The organism is Caballeronia cordobensis, from assembly GCF_001544575.2.
Taxonomy (GTDB): domain Bacteria; phylum Pseudomonadota; class Gammaproteobacteria; order Burkholderiales; family Burkholderiaceae; genus Caballeronia; species Caballeronia cordobensis.
The window spans coordinates 279,164-302,320 of the sequence record NZ_FCNY02000008.1 but is presented as its reverse complement, the minus strand read 5'-3'; the positions used below and the strand labels follow the sequence as shown (position 1 = coordinate 302,320).

Annotated in this window: 21 protein-coding genes; 7 read left to right on the top strand and 14 right to left on the bottom strand. The window is 64.4% G+C overall.

Annotated features, from left to right (window positions below; all coding sequences use genetic code 11):
* Window positions 1-76 precede the first annotated feature (76 nt).
* The 7 genes from AWB70_RS17775 to AWB70_RS17745 all read right to left on the bottom strand — a co-directional run bounded on the left by AWB70_RS17775 (window position 77) and on the right by AWB70_RS17745 (window position 7,782).
* A complete protein-coding gene (locus tag AWB70_RS17775) occupies window positions 77-1,312 on the bottom strand; it encodes a hydantoinase/carbamoylase family amidase (protein ID WP_053570443.1) in 1,236 nt (411 codons plus the stop codon).
* The gene (locus AWB70_RS17770; protein WP_053570444.1) at window positions 1,309-2,190 is read right to left on the bottom strand and encodes an alpha/beta fold hydrolase; all 882 of its coding nucleotides are present in this window, start codon (window positions 2,188-2,190) and stop codon (window positions 1,309-1,311) included. Before AWB70_RS17770 ends, AWB70_RS17775 begins: the two co-directional genes overlap by 4 nt.
* An 18-nt stretch (window positions 2,191-2,208) precedes the next feature.
* A complete protein-coding gene (locus AWB70_RS17765; protein WP_053570445.1) occupies window positions 2,209-3,342 on the bottom strand; it encodes a pyridoxal phosphate-dependent aminotransferase in 1,134 nt (377 codons plus the stop codon).
* Window positions 3,343-3,356: 14 nt separating this feature from the next.
* Entirely contained in the window at window positions 3,357-4,142 is a 786-nt protein-coding gene (locus AWB70_RS17760; protein WP_053570446.1) for a short-chain dehydrogenase/reductase, read from the bottom strand.
* A 303-nt stretch (window positions 4,143-4,445) separates the two neighbouring features.
* Window positions 4,446-5,762, bottom strand: a complete 1,317-nt coding sequence (locus AWB70_RS17755) for an MFS transporter (protein WP_053570447.1) — start codon at window positions 5,760-5,762, stop codon at window positions 4,446-4,448.
* Between the two features lie 213 nt (window positions 5,763-5,975).
* Entirely contained in the window at window positions 5,976-6,638 is a 663-nt protein-coding gene (locus AWB70_RS17750) for a GntR family transcriptional regulator (RefSeq protein WP_045456993.1), read from the bottom strand.
* Between the two features lie 115 nt (window positions 6,639-6,753).
* On the bottom strand, window positions 6,754-7,782 hold the full coding sequence (locus tag AWB70_RS17745) for a LacI family DNA-binding transcriptional regulator (protein ID WP_053570448.1): 1,029 nt from the start codon (window positions 7,780-7,782) through the stop codon (window positions 6,754-6,756).
* Between the two features lie 233 nt (window positions 7,783-8,015).
* On the opposite strand from AWB70_RS17745, the gene AWB70_RS17740 reads away from it, so the two are divergent.
* The 4 genes from AWB70_RS17740 (at window position 8,016) to AWB70_RS17725 (ending at window position 12,693) form a co-directional block, all read left to right on the top strand.
* On the top strand, window positions 8,016-9,392 hold the full coding sequence (locus tag AWB70_RS17740) for a uracil-xanthine permease family protein (protein ID WP_053570449.1): 1,377 nt from the start codon (window positions 8,016-8,018) through the stop codon (window positions 9,390-9,392).
* Between the two features lie 3 nt (window positions 9,393-9,395).
* Window positions 9,396-10,814 carry an amidohydrolase family protein gene (locus tag AWB70_RS17735; RefSeq protein WP_200826423.1) on the top strand — a complete coding sequence of 473 codons (1,419 nt, stop codon included), beginning with the start codon at window positions 9,396-9,398 and terminating at the stop codon, window positions 10,812-10,814.
* A gap of 7 nt (window positions 10,815-10,821) precedes the next feature.
* The gene (locus AWB70_RS17730) at window positions 10,822-11,541 is read left to right on the top strand and encodes a sulfite exporter TauE/SafE family protein (RefSeq protein WP_045456991.1); all 720 of its coding nucleotides are present in this window, start codon (window positions 10,822-10,824) and stop codon (window positions 11,539-11,541) included.
* Between the two features lie 63 nt (window positions 11,542-11,604).
* Window positions 11,605-12,693, top strand: coding sequence for a porin (locus tag AWB70_RS17725; RefSeq protein WP_053570451.1), 1,089 nt, complete (start codon window positions 11,605-11,607; stop codon window positions 12,691-12,693).
* A 52-nt stretch (window positions 12,694-12,745) separates the two neighbouring features.
* Here the strand turns inward: AWB70_RS17725 and AWB70_RS17720 are convergent, their stop codons facing one another.
* From AWB70_RS17720 to AWB70_RS17700, 5 genes are all read right to left on the bottom strand, one after another.
* Entirely contained in the window at window positions 12,746-13,639 is an 894-nt protein-coding gene (locus tag AWB70_RS17720) for a LysR substrate-binding domain-containing protein (RefSeq protein WP_053570452.1), read from the bottom strand.
* 86 nt (window positions 13,640-13,725) lie between these two features.
* Window positions 13,726-14,685, bottom strand: coding sequence for a PDR/VanB family oxidoreductase (locus tag AWB70_RS17715; protein ID WP_053570453.1), 960 nt, complete (start codon window positions 14,683-14,685; stop codon window positions 13,726-13,728).
* 43 nt (window positions 14,686-14,728) lie between these two features.
* Entirely contained in the window at window positions 14,729-16,093 is a 1,365-nt protein-coding gene (locus tag AWB70_RS17710) for an MFS transporter (protein WP_053570454.1), read from the bottom strand.
* A gap of 64 nt (window positions 16,094-16,157) precedes the next feature.
* The gene (locus AWB70_RS17705) at window positions 16,158-17,207 is read right to left on the bottom strand and encodes a Rieske 2Fe-2S domain-containing protein (protein WP_053570455.1); all 1,050 of its coding nucleotides are present in this window, start codon (window positions 17,205-17,207) and stop codon (window positions 16,158-16,160) included.
* A 135-nt stretch (window positions 17,208-17,342) separates the two neighbouring features.
* Window positions 17,343-18,668: a citrate synthase gene (locus AWB70_RS17700; protein ID WP_063786724.1), complete on the bottom strand. Its 1,326-nt coding sequence runs from the start codon at window positions 18,666-18,668 to the stop codon at window positions 17,343-17,345.
* 166 nt (window positions 18,669-18,834) lie between these two features.
* Between AWB70_RS17700 and AWB70_RS17695 the strand changes: the two genes are divergently transcribed.
* The 3 genes from AWB70_RS17695 to AWB70_RS17685 all read left to right on the top strand — a co-directional run bounded on the left by AWB70_RS17695 (window position 18,835) and on the right by AWB70_RS17685 (window position 21,731).
* Complete coding sequence (locus AWB70_RS17695; protein ID WP_053570456.1) at window positions 18,835-20,193, top strand: MFS transporter; 1,359 nt, start codon at window positions 18,835-18,837, stop codon at window positions 20,191-20,193.
* Between the two features lie 35 nt (window positions 20,194-20,228).
* A complete protein-coding gene (locus AWB70_RS17690; RefSeq protein WP_053570457.1) occupies window positions 20,229-20,990 on the top strand; it encodes a class II aldolase/adducin family protein in 762 nt (253 codons plus the stop codon).
* 294 nt (window positions 20,991-21,284) lie between these two features.
* Complete coding sequence (locus AWB70_RS17685) at window positions 21,285-21,731, top strand: helix-turn-helix transcriptional regulator (RefSeq protein WP_053570458.1); 447 nt, start codon at window positions 21,285-21,287, stop codon at window positions 21,729-21,731.
* An 8-nt stretch (window positions 21,732-21,739) separates the two neighbouring features.
* Here AWB70_RS17685 and AWB70_RS17680 read toward each other — a convergent pair whose 3' ends face one another.
* Window positions 21,740-22,324 carry a hypothetical protein gene (locus AWB70_RS17680; RefSeq protein ID WP_014193332.1) on the bottom strand — a complete coding sequence of 195 codons (585 nt, stop codon included), beginning with the start codon at window positions 22,322-22,324 and terminating at the stop codon, window positions 21,740-21,742.
* A 29-nt stretch (window positions 22,325-22,353) separates the two neighbouring features.
* Window positions 22,354-23,151: a hypothetical protein gene (locus AWB70_RS17675; RefSeq protein WP_014193333.1), complete on the bottom strand. Its 798-nt coding sequence runs from the start codon at window positions 23,149-23,151 to the stop codon at window positions 22,354-22,356.
* Between the last annotated feature and the right edge of the window lie 6 nt (window positions 23,152-23,157).

Below are 23,157 nucleotides of genomic sequence, written 5' to 3'. Positions count from 1 at the left end.
CGGGGTGTGCGACCCATCGACGGCCTCGCATGCCACGCAAGCCCCGCGCGACTTAAGCAATACGAACCTCTCGACCCTAGGCCGCGAGCTTGCTCAATACATCCGCAAGCAACCTCGCGCCCGCCGTCAGATCGGACGACGACGAGTACTCCGTTTCGCAATGCGTAAGACCGAGATGCGACGGCACGAAGATCATCGCCGACGGACACACGTAATGCAGGTAACGTGCGTCGTGGCCCGCGGTGGACAGAATGTCCCGATGCCGCAAATCCAGGCCCGACGCGGCATCGCGGATGAGCGCGCGCATCGGTTCCGGAAAATCCAGCGACATCGCCTTCGACAACTCCGTCACACGCACCGCGCACACGCCCGCATGCGCCTCGCAGATCGGCTGGATCTTGTCGCCGAGCGCCTGCAACACGTTCGAATCCGGATGACGCAAGTCGATCGAAAAGTCGACCGAACTCGCGACGACGGACGGCGCGCTCGGCTTCACATCGAAGCGGCCGATCGTGAACTTGACGATATCTTCGGCGTCGTGCAAGGCATCGGCGAGCGCCTGCACCATTGCGATGGCCGCAAGCAACGCGTCCTTGCGCTCCGCGCGCGTCGATGTGCCCGCGTGCGCCGCTTCGCCCTCCACGCGCACCGCGAACGTGCGCTTGCCCTGAATGCCGGTGACGACGCCGATCGTGAGCCCTTCGTTCTCGAGATGCGGACCTTGCTCGATGTGCGCCTCGACATACGCCGACACACGTTCGCCCAACGCGCGCTCGGGCACGTCGCGCAACGTCTCGCGCACGTCGCGAAGTGCGTCCTTCACGCTGACGCCGTGTTTGTCGACGACGGCGAGCACCGCATCGAGTTCGCGCGCGCCCGCGAAGACCGCCGAACCCATCATGCCCGGCGCGAAACGCGATCCTTCTTCGTTCATCCACGCGACGACATCGATCGATGCGCGCGGCTTCACGCCTGATGCGACGATCGCCTCGACCGCTTCGAACGCGGCCAGCACGCCGAAGACGCCGTCGAACTTGCCGCCGGTCGGCTGGCTGTCGAGATGCGAGCCGGACAGCACGGGCGGCGCGCTTGCATCCGTGCCTTCGAGCCGCAAGAACAGATTTCCGATGGCATCGACGGAAGGCTTCAGTCCCAGCGCCTCGCCCCACTGCACGAGTTGACGTTGCGCCGCTGCGTCCTCCTTCGAGAGCGCCTGGCGATTCACACCGCCCTTCTCCGTTGCACCGATGCGCGCCATCGCGGCGAGCCGTTGCGCAAGGCGTTTTTCGTCGACGAAAGTACTCGCGCTCATGACGTCTTCATGATTTGTGCAGGCACCGCGCGCGGATCACGCGGCAGCCAGCGGTTTTGCTCGACCATCGCGAGAAACTCGGCGACGTGCTGATTGAACATCGCGGGCTCTTCGAGATTGAGCGTGTGGCCCGTCTTCGGCATCACGACAAGTCCGCTCGCGGGCACCGTGCGCTTCAGGAAAATGCCCGGCTGCAGACAGTGATCGTCTTCGTCGCCAACGACGATGAGCATCGGCACCGTCATCGCCTCGAGACGCGCTTCGAGGTCGTAGATCGACGGACGGCGCGCCTGCACGCCGCGCATTGTCATCGCGGAGCCGCGCGCGGAATGTTCGCCGAGCATCGTCGCGAATTCAAGCCAGCCGCGCGGATCTTTGACCTGGAACGCGATACGCGATGCCGCGAGCGAATAGGTCTTCGCGAATTTTTCCGAACCTTGCGTCTCGAATTGTTTGGCGACTTCGAGCGACACTTCCCGAAAATGGTCTTCAAACTCCTTTTCCGCGCCATAACCCGCGCCCGCGACGACGAGCGAACGCGCGCGTTCCGGAAAATCGAGCCCGAAATGCAGTGTCGCGAAACCGCCCATCGACAACCCGACGATATGCGCGCGGTCGATCTTCAATGCGTCGAGCACATCGCGAATATCGCGCGCGGCAATGGCTTGCGAATAGCGCTCGATGTCGTCGGGTACATCCGACGGCGCGTAACCGCGCGCCGCAAACGCAATGCAGCGATAGCGCCGGCTGAAGTAGCGCATCTGCGCTTCCCAACTGCGCAGATCGCCGCCGAATTCATGCACGAAAACAATGGGCGTACCTTCGCCCGCTTCTTCGTAATAGAGCTGCACATCATCCGATGTCGTCAAATACGGCATGTCTCGTCTCGTCGAAAATCAGAATTGGTTGGCGGGTTCCTTGATCGAACGCGCGCGCTCGACCATCGACGGCAGCAGTTCGCAGAAGCGATCCGCCCAGGCTTCGGGAACCGTCAGGCTCACTTTGACGAAGCGATGCCCGAATTGCTTCGTGTGATACGCGCCCTGCCGGATCATCACGCGTTCGGTCTGGAACGCCTCGACGAGCGCTTCGGGCGTGATGCCCGCATTGATCGTTTCGACGACCAGCAAGTTCGCCTGCGAAGGAAACACCGGCACACTCAGGCCTTCGACATGCTTCGCGGCTTCGACGACAGCCGCCTGATTGCGGCGCTGACGTCGATTAATTTCCGGAAACCATTCCGCTTTTGTGCGCAATCCGGCGATGGCCGCACGCTGCGACAACACGTTGCTGCCAAGATTGTTCGGCGGCGCGGACGCGAATCGCTCGATCAGATCGGGATGCGCGATCACGGCGCCCAGACGCATGCCGGCCAGCCCGAGCCATTTCGAAAAGCTGTATGTGACGATGGTTCGTTCCGGATAAAAACGGAACGCGGGCGTGAAGTTGTCGGCGAACTGGAAGTAAGTCGCATCGTGAATGAAGTACGCGCCCACCGATCGCGCGATCTCCGCGAACTCGCGAATCTCGTCTTCCGTGTGGCAGGTGCCGAGCGGATTGTTCGGGTCGACGAGATAGATGACGCCCGTGTTCTCGTTGACCGCCGCGCGCAATTGCGCGGGCGTGAGCTTGTAGTTCTGCCCGGCCGAATAGATCGGCAACTCGATGACGCGCGAACCGGCGCGCTCGGCGAATTGCATCGGCCATGCCCAGCTCGGGTTCGTCGTGACGAAGTCCTTGCCCGCTTCGCAGACGTTGCGGCACACGTTGTACAGCGCTTCGACGGCGCCGTCGGTGATCATCACCGACGCGTCGGGCAAGCCGATGTCATCGCGAATCAGTTGCCGCAGTTCCTCGAAGCCGAGCGGCGGCGCGTAAGCGTGATATTCGCCACCGTCGAGCGCGTCGATCACGGCCTGACGTACGGCCGGATGCGGCTCGAAATGGTTGGTGTTCTGACCGAGCCACATCAGTCCTTCGCTGTGGCAGAGGCGGTCGAAATAGGCGTTGCGTTCTTCGAATCGGCGCATGGTCGTGGTCCCCCTCAGATGATCGAGCGGCGCGACGCAATGCCGCCGTCGATGGTGACGACCGTGCCCGTGATGTATTTCGCGCGGTCGGACGCGAGCCACACGATCAGGTCCGCGACTTCTTCGGCTTGAGCCGCGCGCTTGCCGGGATACTTGTCGAAGAGCTCTTCCCAGCGGCTTTCGTCGTTGTACCAGTCGAGCGCGCGGCGCTTCATCAGCTTGACCATGCGATCTGTCGCAACCGGTCCGGGATTGACGCCGACCACGCGGATGCCGTCATCGAGCGCCCAACCGCCGATCGCGCGCGTGAAGGCCATCATCGCGGCGTTGCCCGTCGATCCGATGATGTAGTTCGCGTCCCAGTTTTCGCCCGAATTGCCGATATCGTTGACGATGACTCCGCTGCCGCGCCGCTTCATCGACGCGTACAGTTCGCGCGTCAACGTGACATACGAAAAAATCTTCATGTCCAGGCTCGCGCGCCATTGATCGTCGGTCATCTTGTCGAGCGGGCCTGGGCTGGAATCAGCCGCATTGTTCACGAGGATGTCGGCGTTCGAGCAGGCGCGCGCCAGATCGATTGCGTTTTGCGTCACGGACAAATCCGTCGCGTGAACATGCACGCGCGTGCCGTGCTTGGTCGCGATTTCGTCTTGCGCGCGATGCAGCGCGTCCGCGGAGCGCGCCGCCAGATGCAATTCCTCGATGCCCTCGGCGGCGAACGCCCACGCCGTCGCCAAACCGATTCCCTTGGACGCGCCCGTCACCAGCGCCGATTTGCCTTTGAAGTTCAGTTCCATCTGTCAGCCTCCAATGTATCCGTTAAATCGTTTTGTGAATACATAGACTAGCACAATGAAATACAAACAAACGAACCGGTCAAAAAAAATGTATGGCGCGCCAAACCAGACCGAGCCGCTTGTACGGACGGCCGGTGCAGCGTCTCATCAGGCCGATGAGCGTAGCGTTTGAAATGACGGTTTCCAGGAAGGGAAAAGCCCAATCAGCGCAGGGCCGATCGGGCATCTGGTCAGGCTGACCATCTCGCTAACGGCATGCGCGCAGGCATGCCGTCTCGTTTTCTTTTGATGAGAAAACCGGAATCAGCGGTTCACGAGTTTTGCGGGAATGAGCAGAATCATGGCCGCGCCGACAACGAGGACGCCCGCCGACACGTACATCGCGATCACCGATGTATGCGTGAGATCGCGCAGCCAGCCGATCAGATACGGGCTCACGAAGCCTGCGAGACCCGCGAACGCATTGATCGCCGCGATGCCTGCCGCCGCGCCGGTTCCCGCCAGAATCGCGGACGGCAACGCCCAGAACAGCGGGCCCGGCGTCAGCACGCCCGCCGCCGCCAGAGACAGGCCGACGAGCGCAAGCGGCACGTTCGCGCCCGCGCCCGCTGTGATGGCGTAACCGAGCGCGCCGATCAGCATCGGCACGATCAGATGCCAGCGCCGTTCGCCGGTGCGGTCCGAGTTGCGTCCAAAGGAAACCATCGCGATCGCGCCAAAAATAAACGGAATGGCGGACAGCACGCCGATCATCAGCGCGCCCGACACGCCGGACGCCTTGATGAGCGTCGGCATCCAGAACGTCAGGCCGTATTGGCCCATGATCACGCAGAAGTAGATCAGTGCCATCAGGAGCATGCGCGGGTCGCGGAACACCTGACCGACCGTTTCGGAGATGCGCGCGTGGCGATTCGTCGGCGTATCGAGCGCGTTTGTGATGATCGCGGCTTCGTCACGCGTCAGCCATTTCGCGTCCGACGGCTTGTTTTGCAGGTAGAAGAACGCCGCGATGCCGAGCGCGAGCGACGGAACGGCCTCGATCAGAAAAAGCCAGCGCCAGCCCGGATGGCCGTGCGAGCCGTGAAACGCCTCGAGAATCCAGCCCGAGAGCGGTCCGCCGATGATGCCCGCGAGCGGAATGCCGATCATGAAGATCGCGAGCACGTGCGAACGACGGTGTGCGGGATACCACTGCATCAGATACAGCACGATGCCGGGGTAGAAGCCCGCTTCGGCCGAGCCGAGCAGAAAGCGCAGCACATAGAACTGCGTCGGCGTCTGCACAAAGAAAAACGCACCGGAAATCAGCGCCCACGTCACCATGATCCGCGCGATCCATGCCTTCGCGCCGACGCGCTGCATCATCAGATTGCTGGGCACCTCAAACAGGAAGTAGCCGATGAAGAACACGCCCGCGCCGAGCCCGTAAATGGTCTCGCTGAACTGCAGGTCGCTCAGCATCTGCAGCTTCGCGAAGCCGATGTTCACCCGGTCCAGATACGCGGCGACATAGCAAAGAATCAGAAACGGAATGAGGCGCAGCGTCACTTTTCGGTACGTGCGGTCTTCGATTCTCTGCGCTTGCCCTACATCGTTCGCGGCGTGCAGCGTTTCGCTCATCACCTGCTCCTTGTTCTTGACGCGGTTATCAATAGACGAAAACGCTGCGATCCTGTATTTCTTGTCAGCGTTCTTGTATCCTGATACTACCGCTCCAAAATACATTGCAAGGGTTTTTTCAAAAATTCGGGGCGTGCGCAGACGTGCCGACGCCTGCCGGCTTGTCCCGGCGGGCGTCCCGGCGATTTTGAGAAGATTCGGGAGCTGTGCTGCTTATTCGGCGACTTCCGCAGGCTCGGGAAACAGCGCGATGAAGTCGAGCATTTGCTCGCCCAGCAGGTTGACATGCGCAGCCATCGCTTTGGCTGCCGCGTCGCCGTCGCCGCGCTCGATGGCGGCGATCACCTGCTCGTGTTCGTCGACGGTATCGAGACGGCGACGCACCTTCTGCGTGACCATCTTTCGATAGATGGACACGCGATTGCGCAGACCGCGAGTCTGATCCGCAAGAAAGTCGTTCTGGCTCGCCTCGTAGACGATTTCGTGAAAGCGGCGATTGATCTCGTAGAAACTATCGACGTGATCCGCGTCGAGCGTGCCGCGCAGTTCGACCTGCGTTTCGCGCAAACGCGCGATTTGTTGCGGCGTGGCGCGGCGGGCGGCCAGACGCGCGCACAACCCTTCGAGCTCGGCCATGACCTGAAACATTTCGAGCAGCTTGCGCGCGGACAAGGCGGCGACCATCGCGGGTTGGCGCGGGCGCATCGTGATGAGCGCTTCAGACGCGAGTTGGCGCAGCGCTTCGCGAATCGGGGTGCGCGAGCATTCGAAGCGCTCGGAGAGCTCGGTTTCCTCCAGGCGCGAACCGGGCGGGAGACGGCCCGATAGAATTTCGCTCTCAAGCGCCGTCAGAATCTCGTCCGCTCGCGTGGTCATGTGTATCTCCAAAGCCTATTGCTTGTATTTCCTGAAGGCTCCGATTGTCGCATGAGTGACCGTTTATTCTCAGCGGTACGATGACCGCCTCGCACGCATCACGGTCAAAAAGGCTTCATGACGCTCGGGACGACTCACGTATCACCAGTTCGGGCAGCGCGGGCGCGACCGTGCGCGCGCCGCCCTTGCCCGCGAGATGCGCGAACAGCAGATCGACGGCCTGCGAGGCCATGTCGTCCAGATGCAGATCGACGGCGGTGAGCGGCGGTCGGCAGGCGCGCGCGCGCGTGCCGTCGTAACGCGTGACGACCTTGATGTCGTCCGGCACGCGCTTGTCCGATTGCGCGATGGCCTGCACCGCGCCGACCGCGAAGGCATCGACGAGCGCGCACAGGCCGTCCACCTCGGGATGCTGCGCGAGCAGCGCGGCGCACGCGTCGCGCCCGGCTTCCTCGCCGCCGGATTCGTCCGCGACCGCGATCACCGGCGTCATCCCGTGCGCGGCGCAGAAGCGCGCGTAAGTCTCGCGCGCCTCGATATACGAATTGCGCTGCTGCGCGCCGATCAGCAACGCGATGTTCGCGCTGCCCTGCTCGCGCAAATGATTCAGCAGCAGTTCCGTAGTCGCCGACGAATGAATGTCGACATACGGTGCGACATCGTTGCCCGGCTGACGCCCGAGGCACACCACAGCGAGGCCACGCTCCTGCAGATACGCGACGTTGGCGTCGTCGGCGGTGGGCTCGATGACGATCGCGCCGTCGATATCGAGCTGCTCCAGCGGCAGCCGCCCCGCCATCACCGGCGGCACGAGCACGAGGGCAAGCCCGCGCGTGAGCGCCGCGGCCGCGGCGACCGCCGCGACTTCCATCAGAAAGCCGAGCCGCGACGCGCCGCCCGCGATCTCGAACGGCATCGACGAAATCAGCGCGATGGTGTGCGCCTCGCCCGTGCGCAGACGTTGCGCACGCACGCTCGGTCGATAGCCGAGCGCGCGCGCCGCTTCCTTCACGCGCTCGCGCGTCTGCGGATCGACGTAGCCCTTGCCGTTCAGCGCATGCGAGACGGTCGTGGGCGAGACGCCGGCGGCGCGCGCCACGTCGGAGATGGTCGGCCGCGGCTTGCCCGTCGGGATGCGTTGCATGGTCCTGCGTTCCTCGCTCATGCGTTTTATTGGATGAATCAGCGTCTATTGCGCCGGAAGAACCAATAGATTTTCCGGCTTGACAGGAACCCGATGACGCACCATTCTACGATAGCAAATCGATTTGGGGCGCCGCCCCATTTTTATCGCCCCGATCCCAAATCGATTTGGGAAACCAAAAATCCGCGCCGGATGACCGGCCGCCCGGCGCGGCATACAGGAGACAAACCGTCATGAACCACCATCCACCGATTCACGCCGTCGATGAGCGCCTGCCGTTCGCGAAGCTCGTCCTGTTCGGCTTGCAGCATGTGCTCGTCGTGGCGGCATCGCCGATCACGGCCGTGTTTCTGGTCGCGAAGGCGCTGGGGCTGTCGTCGGCGCTGACCGTCGATCTGATCAGCGCGACCTTTCTCGTGTGCGGGCTGGGCACGTTGTTGCAGTCGTTCGGGCCGCTCAAGTTCGGCGCGCGCCTGCCCTTCATCATGGTGCCGGGCGGCGCGCCGGTCGTGCTGTTCGTGCTGATCGCGCAGCAGACCGATCTCGCCACCGCCGCCGGCGCGACGATCCTGACCGGCCTCTGCTACTTCCTGCTGCTGCCGGTGTTCGCGCGCTGCCTGCGCTTCTTTCCGCGCATCGTGATCGGCACGATGCTGATTCTTGTCGCCATCAATCTGATCCGGATCTACGGCGTCGTGATCGTCGGCCAGCCGGGCACGGCGGAGTTCGCGAGCCCGCTCGGGATCGGGCTCGCGCTCGCAACAGTCGCGTTCACGGTGCTCTTCGCGAAGCTTTTCAAGGGCATGCTCGGGCAACTGGCCGTGCTGCTCGGCCTCGTCGCGGGCGCAGCGCTTGCGTGGGCGCTCGGTGCGATGACCTTCGCCGATGTATGGTCCGGCGCGGTCCTCACGCTGCCGACGCCGCTGCCGTTCGGCATGCCGCATTTCGATATCGTCGCCGCGCTGCCGCTGCTGATTTTCAGCGTGATTTCGATGGCCGAAGCGACCGGCCAGACAGTCGCGATCGCGGAAGTGGTCGGCAAGCCGATCGACCCGCAAGTCGAGGTGCCGAAGACCATTCGAGGCGATGCGGCGATGTCCGTGCTCGGCGGCCTCTTCGGCACCTCGCTCATCATCACGAGCAGCGAGAACATCGGCATCGTGCAGGCGACGGGCGTGCGCTCGCGCTTCGTCACCGCGGCGGCGGGCGCGCTGCTCGTCGTCATCGCCGTCATCGCGCCGCTCGGCCGGCTCGCCAACGCGATTCCCGCGCCGGTCGTCGGCGGCACCGCGCTCATCGTGTTCTCGATCATCGGCGTGATGGGCATCAACCTGCTGCGTCAGGTCGATCTGCGCTCGCGCGCCAACATGTACACGCTCGCCGCCGCGCTCACGATGGGCGTTCTGCCGATCGTCGTGCCCGGCGTCTACAGCCGCTTTCCGGCGGCGCTTCAGATCGTGCTCGGCAACGGGCTCGCGATGGGCGCGCTGACCGCCGTCATCGTCAACGTGCTGTTCGAGCATCTGAAGCTGCACTGGCGCGAACGCCCCGTAGCCGACCCCGCCGCGCCGCTCGAAGCCGCCATCCAAGACAACCGTTCCTGCCACTAAAAAATGATGAAAACTTCTCTTATGCCCGCCTCGCTTCAGGCCGATCAATTGCTGCTCCTGCCCGAATACGTTCTGCTCGCGGACGGCCCGCAGCGCGATCATGCAGTCGTCATCGCGAACGGCGAGTTCGACGCGGTCGGTCCCGCCGATGACATCGTCGCGCGCTATCCGCATCTCACGCCGCTCGCGTTGCCGGGCAAGCTCGTGATGCCGGGCTTCATCGACGCGCATCATCATCTGACGCAATCGTTCGGCAAGGCGCTCGCGTTCGGCGAGCCGTCGGAGATTTACCGGCGGATCTGGGTGCCGCTCGAAAACTGTCTCGACGAAAACCTCGTGTATCTGTCGGCGAAGCTCGCCGCGCTCGAAGCGCTGCGCGGCGGCTTCACGACCGTCTGCGACGCGGGCACGCGCGCGAGCGGCGATGCGTCCGCCATCGCGACGGCCACGCAGGAAGCCGGCGTGCGCTGCGTGCTCGGCCTCATCTGCAACGATCTCGCCGACGATATCGACGCCCGCGCACGCGCCGCTATCGTCGAGCGGGCGCAGCAGCATCTGGCGCGCTGGGACGGGCATGCGCTCGTGCATCCGTCGCTCGCGATCTCGGTGCCGGAAGCCGGTTCCGACGGCATGCTGCAAACCGCCGCCGCGATGTGCGCCGATGCCAACGCCGTGTTCCAGACGCATGCGAACGAGCATCTCGCGTCGGTCGAGCGCTCGATCGTGCGCCGCAAGATGCGGCCGATCGAGCATCTGCATTACGCGGGCGCGCTCGGGCCGCAGACGCTGATCGCGCATGCCACGCTCGTCACGCCATCGGAACTGAATCTGCTCGCGCGAACCGGCGCGGCCGTCAGCTACAACCCGGTCGCGAGTTCGTGGAAAGGCAACGCGGTCGCGCCCGCCTTGCAGATGGCCGCGCTCGGCATCCGCTTCGGTCTCGGCACGGACGGCACGCGCAGCGACGCGTTCCGTCTCCTCGATGCCGCCGAAACCGCGCAGCGCTTCGCCTTCGGTCTCGCGACCGGCGATTCGTCGTGCGGCGCGGGCGAGTTGTGGCTCGATCGCGCGTTGCAAGGCGGCGCGGATGCGTTGCGGCTGAATGCGCGCATCGGCGAGATCGCGGCGGGCAAGGCGGCGGACTTTCTGCTCGTCGATCTCGACGTGCCCGAGATGCGGCCATCGTGGGATCTCACGTGGGAGCTCGTGCGGCTCGCGGATCGCAGTCAGATCGACGCGGTGTTCGTCGCGGGCAAGCTGCGTCTGTGGCAAGGCTGGCCGACCGACTGGGACGCGCGCGCGTTCCTGAGAGAAGTCGATGACATCGCGCGCGAAGTGGTCGCGCAGGCGCCGATCCAACGCGTGCATGTAGCGCCGTCGCTGCAACCGCTGACCCGCATGCCCTTGCCTACCGTGGAGTGAATTCGCCGTGAGTCTCACCATATTTGCCGTGCTCGCCGCCACCGTCGCGATTGCCGCGTTCATTCAGGGCGCGGTCGGCGTCGGCTTCGCGCTGATCTGCGCGCCCGTGATCGGGCTGATCGAGCCGGGCCTGTTGCCCGTGTCTTTGCTCATTCTGATGCTGCCGTTGAACGTCTATCTCGCGTGGCGCGAGCGTCCCTCGCTCGATTCGAAAGGCACGCTGTGGATCACCGTCGGCAGGACGGCGGGCGCGGTCGCGGGCGTGTGGATCATCTCGCGCATCTCGGCGCACGACCTGAACCTGTTCATCGGCGCCTCGACGATCGCCGCCGCCGCCGCGACGCTGTGCGCGCCGAGCTTCCTGCCGGGCCGCAATGCGTTGATGGCGGCGGGCGCGGTGACCGGCATCACCGAAACGGCGACGGGCATCGGCGGTCCCGCGCTCGCGATGGTCTTTCAGCACTATCGCGCGCCGGCGTTGCGCTCGACCATCGCGATGTGCTTTGCGATCGGCGAGGCGCTCTCGCTCGTCATGCTCTCCGCGACCGGGCAGATCACCGGCGCGAAGTTCGTGTCGGCGTTGTTGCTCGTGCCGCCGGTGATCGCAGGCGCGTGGATCAGCCAGCATGTGCATCAGCGTTTGAACGCGCGTGTGCTGCGCGTCTCGGTGATGGCGTTCGCCATCGTATCGGGCGCGGCGATTCTGTATCAAACCCTGATGTCCTGAAGTCCTGATGTCATCGCCGGCTAACGGCCGGCGCTTCCCCTTTCAACCGATAGCGAGACCCTTATGAACAAGAGTCCGGCCGCGCTCGCCCTTGCGATGCTGAGCGTCGCGGCGAATGTCCACGCGCAAAGCAGCGTGACGTTGTACGGCAGTCTGGATGCGGGCGTCGGATATGTGAGCAATCTGCGCGGCGGTCGGGCGTTCATCGCGCAGCAAGGCACGTTGCAGGCGGATCGATGGGGTCTCACCGGCACCGAGGATCTCGGCGGCGGGTTGAAGACCGTGTTCAAGCTGGAATCCGGTTTTTCGACGATCACGGGCGCGATGTCGAGCGCGGGCACGCTGTTCAACCGCCAGGCGTATGTGGGCTTGAGCGAGAGTCGCATCGGCGCGATCACGCTCGGGCGTCAGACGGACTTCCACTTCGAAATGCTCGGGCCGCTTTCGACCGCGCAGACGCTCGGCGATTTCTCCGCGTTTCATCCCGGCAATATTGATGGACTGGGCAACACGGTGCCGGTCGAACTGTCGAACACGGTGAAGTTTCGCAGCCGGACATTCGCGGGCGTGACCATCGGCGCGATGTACGGTTTCACGAACCAATCGAGCAGCACCACGGGACGCAGCTTCAGCTTCGGCGCGACATATGCGTACGGGCCGCTCAATCTCGCGGCGGCGTATTCGGAGTATCGCGATCGCACGTTCAATCTGGCGAACGGCCTGGGACTTACGCGCTTCGAGGGCGTCACGCTGCCGGTGAACGGAACATTCGTCGCGGAGAACGTGAGAAACGCGGGCATCGGTGGAAGTTATCAGCTCGGTCGTGTGCAATTGCATGCGCTGCTGACGCAGGTGCGCATCGAGGCGCGCGGACGCTCGGAGAACTATCTCGCCATCGATGGCGGCGCGAACGTTCAGATTACGCCCGCGTACATGATCGGCGCGGGCGCGTGGACCACGACGCTCGCCGGGCAGCGCTGGACGCAGGTGACCATCGCCAACGTCTATTCGCTGTCCAAGCTCACGCAGCTCTACGCCGACGTGATGGTCGAGCAGGCTTCGTCGGGCGCGGTCGCGAGCACGCTGGGCATCGGGCCGTCGTCATCGAACCGGCAAACCGTGGTGCTGGCTGGCATTCATCATCTGTTTTGAGGAGTCAGCGACAGCGATGTCGAGGCCGTCACGCGGTATGTCGCCACGCTACCTACTCCGATGTGTCTTCCTTCGCGAATTCGGCGAGCAGCCACGCACGAAAGGCTTCGACTCTTGCCAGCGATGCCTCGTCCTCGGGATAGACCAGGTAGTACGCCCCTCCGCCGCGCGCGACCTCCGGCAGCGCTTTCACGAGCCGGCCCGACGACAACTCCGCGCGAACCATCGCCGGATCGACTACGGCCACGCCGAGGCTTTCGCACGCCGCCTGAATGACCATGATGCGCGACGCGAGAATCAATTGACGTTCGCCCGAAGGCGCGGCGCTTTGCGCGGCTTCCGCCCAGATCGCCCAGTCGTCGGGGCGCGTTTTCGCCGACAGCAGCGTATGGCGCGCGAGATCGGAGACCGTCGCGAGCGGCCCTTTCGCGACGAGCGTCGAAGGCGAGCACACGGTGATCAACGACTCGGCGCGCAGGAAATCGCAGCGCACGCCGGGCCAGTTGCCGTCTCCGTAGGCGATGGCGCAATCGAGTGCATCGCGTTCGAGATCGACCGGCGAGATCGACACGCGAATCTCGACATTGGCGAATTGCTCCTGCACCGCGGCGAGGCGAGGCAGCAGCCAGTGCATCGCGAACGTCGGCAGCGAATTCACGATCAACGGCGCGGATTCGCCGCGCAGGGCCACGCGTTGCCATGCGCTCCACAACTGCTGGAGACATCGGTCCACTTCGCCGTGCAGCTCGCGCCCGGCATCCGTGAACGCGAGGCCGCGGCCGGTGCGCGTAAACAGCCGCAGGCCGAGCCGGTCTTCGAGGATGCCGAGTTGATACGAGAGCGTGGAAGGACTCAGATGCAGCTCGCGCGCCGCATGCACGAGACTCAAGTGATGGCCGATGACCTGAAAGCTGCGCAGATGGTTGAACGACGGTAGCGATTGCATCGTGGATGGATAGCTCCGGCGAAAATCGGTCAGGCATCGTACTCACATGGCTTACGGCACGCAATTCGGATTTGCCGCGAACACGCTTACAGATCGAGCACGAGTTCCGGCGTGCACGAGCGCGAGCAACACGGCAGGAACTGGTCGTTTTCCGCGCGCTCGGCATCCGTCAGATACAGGTCGCGATGATCGGGCTCGCCCGCAATCACACGCGTCAGACATGTGCCGCATACCCCCTGCTCGCACGACGTTTCGATGTGAACGCCGTGCGCGGCGAGCGCCTCCACGACCGTCTGCGACGCACCGACCGGAATCACGCGGCCGCTGTTCGCGAGCCGCACGCTGAACGCCTCGCGCGGAGAAGCCGAATCGGACGCACCGGCGGGAGGTGCGCTGAAATATTCCCGGTGCAGATGCGCATCGTCCCATCCGGCTCGCTGCGCGGTCGTGAGCACGTGGGTCATGAACCCGCCCGGACCGCACACGTACAGATGCTTGCCTGGCTCCGGCGCGCCGAGCGCACAACTCACGTCAAGCGCCGGGCCGCCCTCTTTCGCATCGACATGGAAAAACGCGCGGCCTTGCAAGGCGGGCGCGTCCAGTCGCTCGATGAACGCGGCACGCGAGCGGTCGCGGACGCAATAGTGCAACTCGAACGACGCGCCCGCGGCCGCGAGATGCTCGGCCATCGCGAGCAGCGGCGTGATCCCGATGCCGCCCGCGAACAGGATCGAGTGCGCGGCGGCCGCATCGAGCGGAAAGTGGTTGCGCGGACCTTCGACCCGCAGCAGATCGCCGGCCTTGAGCGCATGCATCGCGATCGATCCGCCGCGCGACGCCGCTTCTTGCTGAACCGCGATCACGTACGCGCCGGCGCTGTCGCGATCGCCGCACAGCGAATACTGACGGATCGCGCCCGTCGGCAAGTGAACGTCGATGTGCGCGCCGGGTTCGTATGCCGGCAACGGCGTACCGTCGAGAGACGCGAGTTCAAAGGCGCGGATGCCGGCAGCGATATCCGCGATACGGGCGACGACAACATTCATGGGAAAAGACGTCCGGTAGCAGTGGATCAGTTGGATCAGTGGATCAGGTCGACACGCGCTGACTGACGCCGGAAACCTTCGCGTGCCTCGACAGCCGCATACCGAGTATCAGCAGCACGCCGATAGCCGGCAGCACCGCGACCGCGAGCAGGATCGTGTCGGGCTTCCAGCCCATCGAGAGCACGGTTGCGACCAGCATCGGCGAAGCGATCTTGCCGACCTGACCGGCCGCGCCGCCGAGTCCCAGCGCCGTCGAACGCACGCGCGTCGGATAGATGATCGCGAAGAGCGCGAGCGGCGCCGATTGCCCGATACCGCCGGTCAGTCCGATCACGAATCCGCTCGGCAGCAGCACGGCAAGCTTCGAAATCTCCATGCTGACGAGCATCGTCGTCAACGCCAGCAGCAGCAGAGCGGGCAGCAGGGAACGCGTCGGCCCGAAGCGGCTCACCACGTATCCGGCGAGCCCGAGTCCGATCATCGAGCCGATATCCAGACTTGCGAGCACCCACGAAGCCTTCACGACCGGGATGCCCGCCGTTTGCAGCAGCGGCATGAGCCAGACCGTCATCACCTTGATGGTGGCGTAGCTCAGCGCCAGGATGCCGAGCAGAAGCAAGGTGATGCCAAGACGCCCGCCGCTGAAGATTTCGCGCACCGGCACGCCGCGCGTTGCCGCGTCTGCGTCGGAAGGCGTCTGCACGCGCAGCGAATCGATATCGACATGCTCGCGGGGATAGAGCCTGGCGAACACGCGCCGCAGTTTCTCCGTGCGGCCGCGCGAAACCAGGAAGTGCGGCGACTCCGGCAGCCACACGATGATCGCCAGCGCGACGATGATCGACAGCGTGCCGCCGACGACGTACACCGCACGCCAGCCCGCATGCGCGAGCACATAGCCGTTGAGCACCGCGCCGAGCGCCGCGCCGAGCGAGTAGTTCGCGAAGAGCAACGCGACCGCGAGACCCTTCGACTTGCTGTGCACGTACTCCGCGCCGAGCGCCAGCACACACGGAAAGATGCCGCCGAGGCCGACGCCGCCGAGAAAGCGCACGATCATCAACTGCGTGTAGGTTTCGACGCTCGCGGTGCCCAGCGTCAAGAGGCCGATGAGCAGCGCCGCCACGATGACGAGCGGCCGTCGGCCGATGCGGTCGGCGAGATAGCCGAACAGGAAAGTGCCGATCAGACCGCCCAGTTGCAGGACCGAGAACACCGCGCCGAAGCTGGCGAGCGGCACGTTCAGCGACACGGCCATCAGCTTGGTCGCAACGCTGATCGACTGCGTGTCGAGTCCGTCGAGAAAGATCACCGATGCGCACAGCACGAGGACCAGGCGTTGATAAGGCGAGAGCGGGCGGCTGTCGATCAACGCCGCTGCGGCGCCCGGTGCGGGGGTGGCTGGCATTCCTGTCTCCGGTGAAGCGGCGATTCGTGCGCCGCTTTCTGTCGTGGGTTTTTTCTTGCGTCGGCTAGACGAGCGCCGCGCAAGCGTGTTCGCTCTGGCGCGCCTCCTCTTCGATCATCGCCGCGAGCAGACGGCGCGCGCGGACCGCGGGGCCATCGGTAGCGAGGAGGATCGGGCGCATCGAGAACAGCTCGCGATCGCCCATGCGCGACTGAACCGCTTTGATCATCGGCTTGTCCTGCTCGTGAAAGCCCATTTGCTGCCAGCGCGCGGTTTCGTCGTCGGCGAGCGGATCGTCCAGGCGATAGTTGCGCGAGCTCGCGTACACATAGCGCGTGCTGCTCGCGGTGATCGGCGTGACGAGATGCGTGCCGATACGCACGAGTCCATTTTCACGCGGCTCGCCGATGGGCACGACGCCCGTTTCAAGCACGCAGCAGCCCGGCGCGTGCCAGCGGATGTTCAGCCAGTATTCGACGGGCGTGTCGGGGTCTGCGAGGAATGGCCGGAACGATTGCGGCGCGCGCGTGCTGGGCACCGTGCGGCGGCTTTCGAGCGTCGCGCCGGTCTGCACGACGTCGTGCTTCGCGCGCAGGAAATCGTCGACCTGCTGATACGGCGCATGCACATAATTGACATGCGACAGGTCCATCAGGTTATCGACGACGAGCTCATAGTGCGCCTGATGAATCATCTGGCCGCCGATCGTTTTCAGGCGCGGCGACACCAGATGCGCGCAGTCGGGAATAAGGCCGATATCGGCGCGCGCGGGATCGCCTGGCCATAGCCACACGAGCCCGTGAAGATCGACAACCGGAAAGGTCCGGACCCGCGCGGCCTGCGGAATGCGTCCGTCACCATGCGGGTTGAGTGTGCATGCCCCGCTGCAGTCGAAGCGCAGGCCGTGATAGCCGCACTCGACGCTGTCGCCGACCCGCTTGCCCATCGACAGCGGCGCGAAACGGTGGGGGCAACGGTCGATCATCGCGACCGGCGTTCCATCGTGTTTGCGGTAAAGCAGCATCGGTTCGCCGAGCAGTTCGCGTGTCGCAAACGACTCGTCGATTTCGTGACTCCATGCGGCCGCGTACCAAATGTTTCTGAGCAGTTTCATGCGCCGTCTTCCTCGTGCAGAGTTTCATGAACGTCTGCTTTCAGGTTATCGCCTCGGAAAGCACGCCACAAACGCAAAGATTCGGGCTCAGAATCGCAAATTTTCGATTTCTCGCCGGAGGCCGGCTTCACGTACTCAAAGTCGCGCGGCTCCGGCGGTTTCGTCGGCGAAGCGCGCAGTCTCCGCGGACGCCGTCGTCTCGTACTTCGCGCGCGGGCGCAGCAGAAACGCCTGCGTGCGTTGCTCCATCACATGCGCGACCCATCCGGCCGTGCGGCTGACGATCCAGATCGCGGTCGCCGACCCGTCGGGCAAGCCGAGGGCGCGGGCGAGCGTGACGAGGCCAAGTGCGACGCCGGGATGCGCATCGAGCTCGCGCCGCATGCGCTCCAGGAACGCGACCGTCAGGCGCGTGCCCTCGCGTGCCGCCGGCGTCGCATCGCCCTGCCCGGCGATTTGCGCTGCTGCCTGCAGCATCAGATCCGCGCGAGGATCGCCGCCCGGATAGAGCGGATGGTTGAAACCGAACAGGCTCGCGCCGTATTCGCGCACGCGCTCGACGCGCGCATCGAGCGCCGACAAGGGCTCGCACAACAGCAGCGTCTCGACCTTCTCGGTGCCTGTGCCGGTGGAAAATCCGATGTGCGAGCCGATCGCCGCCGCCACGCAACTGAACACATCTGCGTTGGTCGACGCGGCCACGCGCGCCGAAAAGGTTGCGGGCGCGAGTTCGTTGTCGGCCAGAACGACGAGCGCGACGTTCAGTGCGCGCAGACCCTCGGGCGTCACCGCTGCGCCCGCGGCGCGCAGTATCTGGCCAGCGATGCTTTCACCCTCGGCGCGCGGGCAGAAGATTCGCTCAGGGCCGAGAAATCCCACGCAGCCCGCCATGCTCTGCATCATCAGGCGCGCGGCCTGCACCGCGCCGCCGTCGGCGATTTCTCTCGTGCCGCGTCCCTGCATCGCGAGTGCGAAGGGCACCATGCCCAGCAACGCGCCGATGTCGCCGCTCGCGACCCCGCCCTCGTAGACCGACAGGAAACGCAGCACATCGGGCGGCGTATCCAGCGGCGACCAGGTCGCGAGGCCGCTCTGCCAGATGCCGGTCGAAAGCAGATGCGCGACCGATTCGAACGCGGCCCCCGATCCGGCCAGATCGACGGCCAGGCGGTTGCGATAGCGCGGCCCGTGCGGGGTGACCTGCGTGATCGCCGTGTGCAATACCGGATCGCCGAGCCGCAGCGTCAACTCGGCCACCGCGCCGGTGGGCGGACGCCCACGCTTGCGCGCGGCGAGCCGTTCGATATCGCGCCGCAGGTACAGACGCTTGCGGCCGTCCTCGTGCGGCGTGGCGCGCACCAGGCCACGACTGACGTAGGAATACAGCGTCGCCGCCTTGATGTTCAGCCGGGCGAGCGCCTCTTCGCACGTCAGCACGTCGTTCCAGTTTTGCTCGCTCATGTCCGTTGCCGCCACATCCGTCGTCCGGGAAAACCCCATTATATTGATTTTAAAACTCAATATTGATCGAGATAAATACTGCCAGTAGAGTGAGCTTCGAGACAACACAAAAGGCACCGCGCGCCTCTTCGGACGGCGCGACGAGCCCCTCTATCGGAGACACTGAATGACCCTGGACACGACGCCGCATGCCAAACGGATATTCGTGCGCGACACGCTGCACGCCGCGCCGCTTGGCGCCTTTCACTTCCGTCTCGCCTTCCTGCTCGCGCTGGTCCTCTGGTACGACGGTTTCGACTTGTACAACGCGTCGTACATCGTCCACGACGTTGCGCCCGCCTGGCATCTCTCGCCGAGCCAGATCGGTCTGCTCCTCTCGTGCGGGCTAGGCGGGTTCGCGATCGGCTCGGCCGTGTCGGGCCTGTTCGGCGACAGATTCGGGCGACGCCGGGTGATCCTGCCAGGCGTCTGGGTGTCGAGCGCGATGAGCCTCGCCATCGCGCTCTTCGCCCACGATCTCTCCTCGTTCGTCGCGTTGCGCTTCGTGATGGGCCTGGCGCTCGGCCTGTTGATGCCGATGTGCGTCACGTACATCAACGAGATCGCGCCGAAGCGGTCGAACAACGTGTTCACGATCGGCTTTTTCTCGCTCGGCTGGATCGGCGGCGCGACGTGTTCGGGCTTTATCGCGGCGTGGCTCATGCCCCGCTTCGGCTGGCAAGCGATGTACTACACCGGCGCGCTGGCGATGATCCTCGCCGTCGCGCTGCAATTCGTGCTGCCGGAATCCGTGGCCTTTCTCGCGAGCCGCAATCGTCAGGACGAGGTGCGCGCGCAACTGATGCGCTTCTGGCCGGCGCGGGCAGCGGAATTTCGCGATGCCGAACTGGTCGCCCCGGCGCCGACCGTGAAAGCCGGCTCCTTCCGTGCGCTGTTCGCCGTGCGCTTTCGCCGCCAGACGCTGTGCTTCTGGGCGATGGGCGCGCTTTCGCTGTTTTCGTCGTACGGGCTGTCGGGCTGGCTGCCGACCATCCTCCTGAAGCGCGGCGAGAATCTGTCGATCAGTTTTGCCTACGGTTCACTGCTGGTGTTCGCTTCCGCCTTCGGCAGTCTGCTGTCAGGGTTCGTCGCCGACCGCATCGGCAACCGGCGGCTCGCCATGTCGATCGCCTGGCTCCTTGGCGCGAGCGCGATCGCGATGCTCGCACTCATGTCGAGCGGCCAGCTTATCTGGATCATCGCGATCGCGGGCATGTTCGTGATCGGTACGCAAACGGTCCTCAACAACCTCGTGGCCGTCAGTTATCCGACCGAAATCCGCAGCACGGCCGTCGGGGTGTTCTTCGGCGTCGCGCGCGTTGGCGCCATGTGCGGGCCGGCGATCTCCGGCGTGCTGCAACAGGCGACGGGCGGGGCCGGCGCCATGTTCTTCGTGCTGGGCGCCTCGCTCGTCACGGCGGCGCTGCTGGTATTTCTCGTCGAGCGTCCAGAAAGCCTGCCCGACGCTCCCGCCTTCGGACACTGACCACGTCTTCGTTCCATTCCCAAACGATATACACCATGACCCAGAATACGCCTTACATCGCCGCCCCGACCACGCACGACGTGCATGACATCCCGCGCCTCTTCGAAGATCTCGCCGCGGCGAACCACATCCTCGCGCATCACGAAGTGCTCGATGGCTTCGGTCATGTGAGCGTTCGCGATCCGCGCAATCCCGAGCATTTCCTGATCGCCCAGTCGATGGCGCCTGAACTGGTGCAGCCCGAGGACATCCTCACGCTCGACTTCGATTGTCAGCCGGTGGACGGCGACACACGCAAGCGCTATCTGGAAACGTGGATTCACGCCGAGATCTACCGTGCCCGGCCCGACGTACAGGCGGTCGTGCATAGCCATTCGCCGTCGGTGATCCCGTTCGCGGCATCGTCGACGCGGCTGCGCCCCATCTATCACATGGCCGGCTTTCTTTCGAGTGGCTCGCCGGTGTTCGACATTCGCCACTGCTTCGGTTGCACGGACATGCTGGTGCGAAACAGCGCACAGGGCAAGGCGCTGGCCGAGACGCTCGGCGCCTCCGACGTCGCGTTGATGCGCGGTCACGGATTCGTGGCGACGGGCCCTTCGCTGCCGGTCGCGGTGTATCGCGCGATCTACACGGAGCTCAACGCCGGAATGCAGCAGCAGGCCATCGCATTGGGCGGCGAGGTGACGTATCTCGACGATGACGAAGGCAGGGCCAGCAACGACATGATGCTCGGTGTGATGGAAAGGCCTTGGACGCTCTGGAAGCGGCAGGTCAAGGCACTGAACCGAGACTGACTATGCTCCGATAACGAATCGAAGCGGCCGGCCGCGTCTGATGCGCTCAGACACCCCCAACGCAAAAAGTCTCTGGCAACCCCATCCATTTTTTCCTAAAGTGCCTTTTGCTCAGGTGATTTCCCGATCGCACGTTGCCATGCCATAGAACTGGTCAGCAGCGCAATCGGATGTCATCGAATGATCGTTTGCATTCACGACGCATCCTGCTCCGCCGCGCGGAAGACGAACAAGGGGTGAAGAATGGTCGTCCCAGCAACGGGCCAGCCGAGACCGGACATTGACCTGTGCGTCATGAGCGCGCCCGGCCGTGGCTGCTTTCTGCGCCTCATCGCCCAGATCGACAAAGCGCCGCGCACGGAGCATCCCTCCGCGCGGCAGACGCTCGACTGGGTATACCGGCAGGCCTGCACGATCATTCAGGAGCATCTGCGCGATTTTTCATTGACGGTGAATTTCGTGGTGGCGGCGGTGCGCTGCTCGAGACCCACGGTCTATCGTGCCTTCGCGCAGCGCAATCAGACCGTCGCCGGTGTGATCCGCATGATGCGTCTGCAACTCGTCTGCACCCTGCTCGCCGCGCCACCCTTCAATGTCCCGATCGAAACGCTCGCCTATCGCTGCGGCTTCGAAGACGTACGAACCTTCAACCGGTGCTTCAGGCGCGAAATCGGCACGAGCCCGGGCGAGTTTCGCGCCCGGATGCTCGCCCTGTGGATGGAACGCATCGCGCCTGACTGACGTCCGCGTCAGGGATGCGCCAGCACCCAGCCTTCGCTGAACGGATATTCGCGCTCGGGGCTGCGAATGACCGACCGGCCGTAGACCAGCACCGACTCGTTCCCGACTACTTTGCGCGTCGGGTCGCGGTAAGTGAGCATGCCGCGCGGCGCGTAGACGCTCGGATCGACATCGCGTTGCCGCAACTGACGCAGCAGATCCGTCGCGAACGGCTCGGCACTGCTGTTGTCCTGTGTCTGATGACCGACGTCGCATGCCGCAACCCAGATTTCCTTCGTCCCGGCTTCCTTGATGCCGAGCGTCACCAGCATCTCCGCGACCTCGCTGCCGTCATAGCCATTGAAGGTGCGCGACGAACCATGCGCGTTCAGGACGACAATTTTGGCGTTGTCGCCATATTCCTTCAGTTTCTTCTTTTCGTTGAGAAGAAGCTGGATGGGCACCGTCTGGAACCGGGTGTTGTCCGGCGCGAACTCGGGCCATTTCTTCCACGCATAGAAGCTCTCGCGCAGGATCTTGAGACGTGCCGCACGCGATGCATTTTCGTCGTTATCCGTATTCTTTCCCTTCGGCTTGCCAAAAAACATCAGCATGATGACCTCCAGTGGTGAAGTGAACGCGCTCAGGCCGCTTCGGTTTCGATGACGCTCAGCAATCCCAGAACGGTCTTGAGACACACCTGCGCCGAGCTGGCCGCCGCAAGGCTTGCCATGCTCTCCTGACTGCTCATGTAGCCTTTCAGATACTCGAGCTTGTTCGCCACACTCTGGATGCCCGCGGCGAGCTGCTTGAGCGTTTCAGAAAGATTGGTGCAGATGTCATAGCTGCGGATGTGACCGGACGCTTCGCGCTGGGCATCGCCGATCTGGCGCAGCGCATCTTCGAGCGCGGCCTCGGTGGACTTCCCGTGCTGGATCGCGGACACGAGTTCGTCGATCGCCTTGGCGGGCAGAAACAGCCACGTCCAGACCGAACGGTCGCGTAGTTCGCGCGCCTTGACATCCAGCTCCTGGCGGCGCTGTTCCAGCACCTTCAGGCGCGCGCGAGCGTCCATCGCAACCGCGCTCAGCCGCGCCGCGTCTTCGCCCATCACCGCGCGACGGCGGGAGATGCGGGTGCCCGCTTCCTGAATGTCGCTGATGATCGCGTCCACATCGACCTTCATCGTGTTCGCGTAGGTCGCGAGTTGCTGCTTCATGTCGGGGCTTTCGACGGTTGCCGCGAGCAATGCCCTGGCCGTGCTGCCCTTGGCGTTCGCGACATGGTCAAGGACGCGGGCCTGCAATTGCAGGAGATTGGCCGCGCCGGCCGGCAATTGCGCGATGTGCTGCTTGGCGTCCCTGATTGCGTCGGACGAGTCGGGCAAGGTGGCGGCTTCGGCGACGACCTCGTCGAGCCGCTGTTTCATGCTCTGCCACATTCGGGG